Origin of the sequence: Fluctibacter corallii (assembly GCF_025751585.1) — a bacterium.
Taxonomy (GTDB): Bacteria; Pseudomonadota; Gammaproteobacteria; order Enterobacterales; family Alteromonadaceae; genus Fluctibacter_A; species Fluctibacter_A corallii.
The window spans coordinates 404,473-410,948 of sequence record NZ_JAOWKX010000004.1 but is presented as its reverse complement, the minus strand read 5'-3'; the positions used below and the strand labels follow the sequence as shown (position 1 = coordinate 410,948).

Below are 6,476 nucleotides of genomic sequence, written 5' to 3'. Positions count from 1 at the left end.
CTGATTTTACTTGGCGTATCTCTGCTGGCGTTAGCTGTTGCCTATCTTCTATTCTCATATATTGTTGAGATAATAACGTGCCTTTAAATATTCGATGCCAACGAATAAGTACCTGCTCATCCGAGAGAGTATTTGCTTCATCAAGGTTAACCCTCAACACCAAGTGAGTATGATTACTCATTACGGCATAAGCACAAACATCAATACAAAACACCTGAGCGAGGAACAATAGACGCTTCTCTACCCAGCCCCTGCGATGCTCAAAGCTTTTACCCGTGAGCGCATCTTTACCGCACAAATACGCCCTACGTACACAACGAGAAACGCAATGGTAATATAGGGTTTGAGACAGACTAATTTGCTTAGAGCGTGGTGTTGGCATTGTGACCTCCTTATCAACAATTGCCTCTACTGTAACGCATTTTTGTGCTTAGTATGGTCCAGTTTACCTGCTCACTGTGGGTGTCCGTTCACGCAGTCCCGTCTACCCCTTGAGCTCAAATCTCAAATTGGGTGTCTACGTGCTCAGTAACAACTATTTCTGAATTATGTAGCTCGCTTGCTTTCCGCCACTCGACTTCAATGCCCCCCTGTACCCCTCAATGAGAGTAGCTTCTGAGACATTGAAAATTGCAAACTGGCTCACAACAACTCCACTATCAAACTGTCCCGAGTGTCTAAATATTATCTCACACTCCTTTCCTTGCAGAGTTCCATTGAAAACTTCAAAACCCATAAACTCTGCATTACCGACGTTATCATAGAACATCGTATATTCAACGCGACTCTCGCCAATTAAATCCCCGCTATATACCTGACTCACCCGCGCTTTGGTTACTTTACCGCCACAACCTAGTTCCGACACTAATTCTTCGTTCCAACTCTCAACCTTAATATTGCCCTGCAACTTTCTATCCTCTGCTATCTATTTGATTAAATCAGTTTAATAGAACAGAATTTCGTTGAATTGTAAAAATGCGACATCTGGACAAAGATATATGAGAGTTAATACAAGTAAAATCTCGGGGGTTTTGCACGAATCATTCGCGGCAGAACATTATACTTTGAGACGATACTTACCCAGTGAAGAGCTAGAGCCTCTTATTGAACAATATTGGTTTGTTGACTGGGATCTACCAACAAATTTAGAGCATATTCAAAGAAATTTGCCAGATCCTCAATTCAACTTAGTCATTGAAAAAAATACCATGACGTTAATTGGCCCTATCAAAACCGCTTACAGCTACTTAATGAAAGGTAAAGGCAAAATCATAGGAATAAAGTTTACTCCAGGAGCGCTTATTCCAGCCCTGCCTGAGGGGGCTAAATTTTACGTCAATGCGCATCCCCCTATTTCTAAACTCTTTCCCATGTGCCATGTAGGCGCATTAGTGTCTGATCTTGATGGAAAATCTGATATTCATTGTATAAATAGGCTAAATGATTTTTTACAGCTCCTTCTGCCCAATCACCACGACGATTCACAACGAGAAATCGTTCAAAAGTTATTTCGAGAAATTAAACTGAACCCGAACATTCTAGATGTGCAAGCTCTTAGCCAAGTAAGCAATGTTTCAATAAGACAGATTCAGCGACTCTTTGCTCGATATATCGGAATTTCACCAAAATGGCTAATCCGCAAATACCGCCTACATCGAGCATTGGAGCATCTTGATATATCATCAACAGACCTGACAAACTTGGCGTTGAACTTGGGATATGCTGACCAATCGCACTTCACAAGAGATTTCAAACAAATTATTGGACACCCACCCAAAAAGTATACATCTCTTGCTCCCAGCAAGGTTACGCATCGTGCTGATAGTTAACGATCAAAAACTCTCCGAAGCGTCTCCAAATAAATATCTTCCAACGTAAAAAGATCAGCGAGATGCACACGCTCATTTGCTTGATGTATAGTTTTGTTAGGTACACCCAACTCAACGACTTGGGTGTCCTGCGAAGCGTAAAAACGCCCATCAGAAGTCCCACCAGAAGTAGAAACCAGTGGAAATTTGCCAGTGACCTTTCTAACTGATTCTTCTACTACCGTAATAAGACACCCATCAAGCCTTGCTTTACTAAAGTAAGGTTCACAAGGCCGCTCCCATTTAATCCGAATATCAGATTTATATTCATCTAGAGTAGTTGCAATAATGTCCTTTAGCGTTGGTAAATCGTACTGATGGCTATACCGGATATTAAAATGCAGATCGCAGTGAGAGGGCACTATGTTATCGGTAAATTCACCGGAATTGACATGTGTAACCTGCAAGCTTGTTCCCGGAAAGTCTTCACTCCCATCATCCCATTCAATATCCAATAAGTTTTTAATGATACTCTGGGCTTTATGTATAGCATTGTCTGCAAATTGCGGGTAAGCAACGTGACCTTGCTTGCCTCTGATACTAAGCTTTGCGGATACAGCACCTCTTCTTCCGACCTTAATAGTATCTCCAGTGATCAAGTTTGCAGTTGGCTCACCAACCAAACACATACCAAGCTTTATTTCCTTTTTCTTCAGCCACTTAGCTATTTCTTTGCTCCCAAACTCAGCCTCTCCCTCTTCATCGCTTGTGATTAACCAGTAATATGTGCCGGACAAAGTACTTTTTGCCCTAAAGTACCGTTCAGTTGCACTCAGCATTGCTGCGATAGCTGTCTTCATATCGGCAGCACCTCTGCCAACTAATTCATCTCCCAATACTTGCGGGTGAAAAGGGTGAACTCGCCAGCACTCCTCTGGTCCCGAAGGAACTACATCGGTATGGCCAGCAAATGCAAAATGTGGGTGTCCATTACCAATTTTGGCAATAAGATTACTTACGCCATTACGATTCAGTTTGAAACAGGCAAAGCCTAAAGAGCTCAGTTTCTCTGACAACCAAATTTGACAACCTGCATCATTGGGCGTTACAGACGCCCTAGATAACAAATTGTGACTGTATTCTAATACGTGGCTACTACCAGCATTGGAGTGAAAATTATTTGAAATAGTCATAAACAGAATAATATTCTCTGATTTTTTGCTATTCTGATTAGACTTCAGTTACAACCTGATGACATTTATACGACGATGACATTAAGAAATAATATTTCTTTCATTACCTGAGATAGACACACTGACTCTTTCCAAAAATACGTGTAAAATTAAGTGAAAACAAATTGTTAAGATAAAAAGGGTTATACTTGATTAAACTCCTATTTATGATTCCCATTTTGCTAAGTGTCGTTTGGATCGTATACCTCCGGTACAACGGATACCGCGTTGCACAAGGCTTGCAGGGATTCAAATATATTCTGATTTTCTCTACAGTAATTGCCGCTTTCTATAGCATATTGTTGTGGTTAACTCATACACAGTAGACTAGTAAGCTGTTATTTGTTTACTGTGAACATCGCATTTACCTAATATACAGACCCGTACTATTTGCCGTTCTGTACGGTGATAGTGAAAATGAGAGCATGCCCTCACTTCGTTTGTAAAAAAGCGAATTTATTAGCACTTGATTTCACTTAAGTTTTCTTTTATCCATTGATAGAACCGCTGAACTTTACTGATTGGGAACGTGTAACTGGGTGTCATCCAATAGTAGCAGTAGCCAGTAATCACGCTAACATCTGTCAGTCTAATTACCTCCTTTTGCTGTATAGCTTGCTTAGCCATAAAATCAGGGATTAAACACACCCCCAAATTGTTTTTAGCCTGTTGTAATGCAAGAAAAAACTGCTCCACACCTGAAACAAAAAAAATGTTTAACTTCTGTGGAAATAGCTGCTTAGTTGCTTTTTGCCAAGCGTTAGGACGATTAAGTAGGTACGTAGCTGCTGTAAATTTCTGGGCATGCCCTGCAACATCAACTGAGCCTGAAAGACTAAGAGAATTACTCCCTACCAACCAAAGAACCTCCTCTTTTAACAAAATGGCTCGCTTCGGCGCCTTCTCCTTCTTAAAGCTACGTATTTCACAGTCAACACTTGTATTGATAGGAAAGCTATTCTCTTCGGTTCTTACCGCGACATGCGTCCCTTCATTCGAATCTAAAAAATCAGACAATTTGGGTAGTAGCCACAAACTGGCAAAAGACGGAGAAGTCCAAACTGAAAGTATATCTTTATTATCCCTACTAAATTTACATGCCTTAGTTGCATGGGAGAGTGAATCAAGTACGCTTGATATTTCATACAAGTACTTTTCCCCATCAGAAGTCAACCTCACACTTCCCGCATTTCTGATGAAGAGCACTTTGTTCAAATAAGACTCAATTGATTTTATCTGTTTTGAAATTGCGCTGTTCGTAACATGCAGTTCCAATGCTGCTTTTGAAAAACTTCCCAGTCGGCCTGCTGACTCGAACGCTCTCAATGCATTTAACGGGGGTAAAGTGCGCTTCATTTAATACCTTATCAGAAGAGTTGATGTAAAAGTTTTGAATACCACCTCGTACCAGTGGATGTGCTATTCACCTTTCCCCCTTGCGTAATCAAAGTGAAGTTGGAGCAACAAGACTCGCCACAAAAGGCCAATTATATTGCTTTTCTTAAATATAGGCTGAATCCTAAGCAGGTCAAAAAATCACCCAACTTTTCCTCTCAGTGAGATTTAGTCATAGGGGTGAATAATTTTCTTTTGATTTAAAGCGCAAAGTTGCCGAGATTGTTATGGGCAAATTGTGGCTTAGCCATGGAAGGCATATTATCCAGCTTTAACTGAAAAGTGGGTGTCTACGTTTTCCATCACGCCTCGGTTTGTTATCTGTGCCGCTGTGCTCATGTCTTTGGAGTGTCATGATCAAGCAGCGCGTTTTTATCTCTTGGATCTCGCACTACCAAGGTAAGTTTCTTTTAAAAGGAAAGTTTAATGAAACACGTCAACCTTATTTTTAACGCTTTATTAGTCGCAACAAGCATGAGTCAAGTTCAAGCTTCACCATTGAAGCTCAATGAGAGCCAGCAAAGTCTCTCAACAACATCACAGAGCCTCTCTATTCTCTCTCTAAGCCCAAATAAAGGGTCTTTTGTTCTTGGTCATTTATCAGATCAGTCAACTATCACACCAGCTATTTATTCCGAGGACTCTCCGCAGCAGCAAGCCTCAAAACTTGTTTCCCAGCATGATTCAATTTACATCAATGCGAGCTACACAAAAGGACTAGATACAAACATTGATCAGTACCTGAGTGAAGCGTACAAACAAGGAAAGCCAATTATTATTGAAAACGCTAACTTTGCCTTTGAATCAAGCTTTGCTTCACTCCCCTCTTTATCACAAGGCGATATTGTTCTAATACATCCATCAAGAACAAGCCACCCAGACCAAGTATTCACATACAGTGCTGTGAGTGCAACCTACAATGAAGGACTATCATCCTCGTCTGACTCCCAGAATACTAGCAAAGATAATTTGGTAGAAATATCAACATCCAATCTTACAGAGTCATACAAAACTTACGCCCTAGAGGAAACTCTTAGCTCAATGGCGCATGACAAACGTCAGACGATGCTTTCACAGTTTGAGCAAGATCTTCTCTCTCCAACACACGATATAATCAGTAATACTGAAACTAGAAAAGCAAATACAGATACGCTTATTAGCGCAAACAGTGCTGGCGGCTTTACATTTTCTTACCCATGCCCAGCTAACCTCAAGGATGAGCGAGAATGTTATACCGCAGTAAGCATTAATCATTTATTCAATTACGATAATGGAGAAAAAGTGTTCAACGGAACACGCCACTACGCTTATGCGATGTATAAATCGGATGGAATCAAGTATGTGGCGTTTAGCCTCCACGGCAGTGCAAACCCAACCATGACCAAAGACTCAAGTACCGAGAAAGCTTGGTATCTAGAGTATGTAGATTTAGATATGGACGTAAAAGAACCTGATGCGACATACGCAAACGCTGCAATCATAAGTCGGCTGCCCGGTAACGAATCAGATACGGTAGCACTGACCTCAACCAGCGGCTTAAGTGTGTCAACAGGACTAGACAGCGAAGGAAAAGTCACCGCTGGCGTGTCGTTTGATCAAAGTAACTCTGTCCGAAAAGACATCCGAGACTGGCAAAGCTCAACACGTTCACGTAACGGTAGAGACATTGGCTGGCTTTATGAACTTAAATACCCTCGCTCAGACAAAGAGTGGGTTAATTTCCCGGCCTTCAAGAAAGCGACCTACAAGAGCACTCCCGCCATATCAAAATACGGTTTACAATATGTTTCCGAAGGAGTTTGGACCATCCCAGCATCCGATACACGCCGTTTTCACGTAGACACTAAGACAAAGTGGCAGGTTAAAAAACGAAAGTTCACCAAGCGTACTATTTTTAAATACGAACAAACTGCTTGGTGGTCATGGTGGTCTAAAAGCCGCTACACGTGGCTAAACCTCGGCTGGCTTCAATAGATATTGAAAGACGAGTAAACCATCTATAACTTCTACTCCCAGCAGGGGCAAGTATTGTTGCTGGGAG

5 protein-coding genes and 1 pseudogene are annotated in these 6,476 nt (G+C 41.3%); 2 read left to right on the top strand and 4 right to left on the bottom strand.

From position 1 onward, the window contains the following. Both OE749_RS10105 and OE749_RS10100 read right to left on the bottom strand, forming a co-directional pair. A pseudogene (locus OE749_RS10105) lies at nt 1-382 on the bottom strand (transposase); the annotation flags it as partial. A 153-nt stretch (nt 383-535) separates the two neighbouring features. After that, nucleotides 536-907: a DUF3224 domain-containing protein gene (locus OE749_RS10100; RefSeq protein ID WP_263712330.1), complete on the bottom strand. Its 372-nt coding sequence runs from the start codon at nt 905-907 to the stop codon at nt 536-538. A gap of 91 nt (nt 908-998) precedes the next feature. Between OE749_RS10100 and OE749_RS10095 the strand changes: the two genes are divergently transcribed. Then, on the top strand, nt 999-1,829 hold the full coding sequence (locus tag OE749_RS10095) for a helix-turn-helix domain-containing protein (RefSeq protein WP_263712329.1): 831 nt from the start codon (nt 999-1,001) through the stop codon (nt 1,827-1,829). Here OE749_RS10095 and dapE read toward each other — a convergent pair. Both dapE and OE749_RS10085 read right to left on the bottom strand, forming a co-directional pair. Then, the gene (gene dapE / locus OE749_RS10090) at nt 1,826-3,001 is read right to left on the bottom strand and encodes a succinyl-diaminopimelate desuccinylase (RefSeq protein ID WP_263712328.1); all 1,176 of its coding nucleotides are present in this window, start codon (nt 2,999-3,001) and stop codon (nt 1,826-1,828) included. The two genes, OE749_RS10095 and dapE, sit on opposite strands and share 4 nt — an antisense overlap. Nucleotides 3,002-3,499: 498 nt before the next feature. Beyond that, nucleotides 3,500-4,396 (bottom strand): LysR family transcriptional regulator, encoded by an 897-nt coding sequence (locus OE749_RS10085; protein WP_263712327.1) that lies wholly within the window; start codon nt 4,394-4,396, stop codon nt 3,500-3,502. Between the two features lie 465 nt (nt 4,397-4,861). On the opposite strand from OE749_RS10085, the gene OE749_RS10080 reads away from it, so the two are divergent. Continuing rightward, nucleotides 4,862-6,409, top strand: a complete 1,548-nt coding sequence (locus OE749_RS10080; RefSeq protein ID WP_263712326.1) for a hypothetical protein — start codon at nt 4,862-4,864, stop codon at nt 6,407-6,409. Nucleotides 6,410-6,476 lie beyond the last annotated feature (67 nt).

Excerpts from the sequence above, each read along its gene's own strand:
- OE749_RS10080 (WP_263712326.1), top strand. The coding sequence starts at position 4,862 with ATGAAACACGTCAACCTTATTTTTAACGCTTTATTAGTCGCAACAAGC.
- dapE (WP_263712328.1), bottom strand. The coding sequence starts at position 3,001 with ATGACTATTTCAAATAATTTTCACTCCAATGCTGGTAGTAGCCACGTA.
- OE749_RS10095 (WP_263712329.1), top strand. The coding sequence starts at position 999 with ATGAGAGTTAATACAAGTAAAATCTCGGGGGTTTTGCACGAATCATTC.
- OE749_RS10085 (WP_263712327.1), bottom strand. The coding sequence starts at position 4,396 with ATGAAGCGCACTTTACCCCCGTTAAATGCATTGAGAGCGTTCGAGTCA.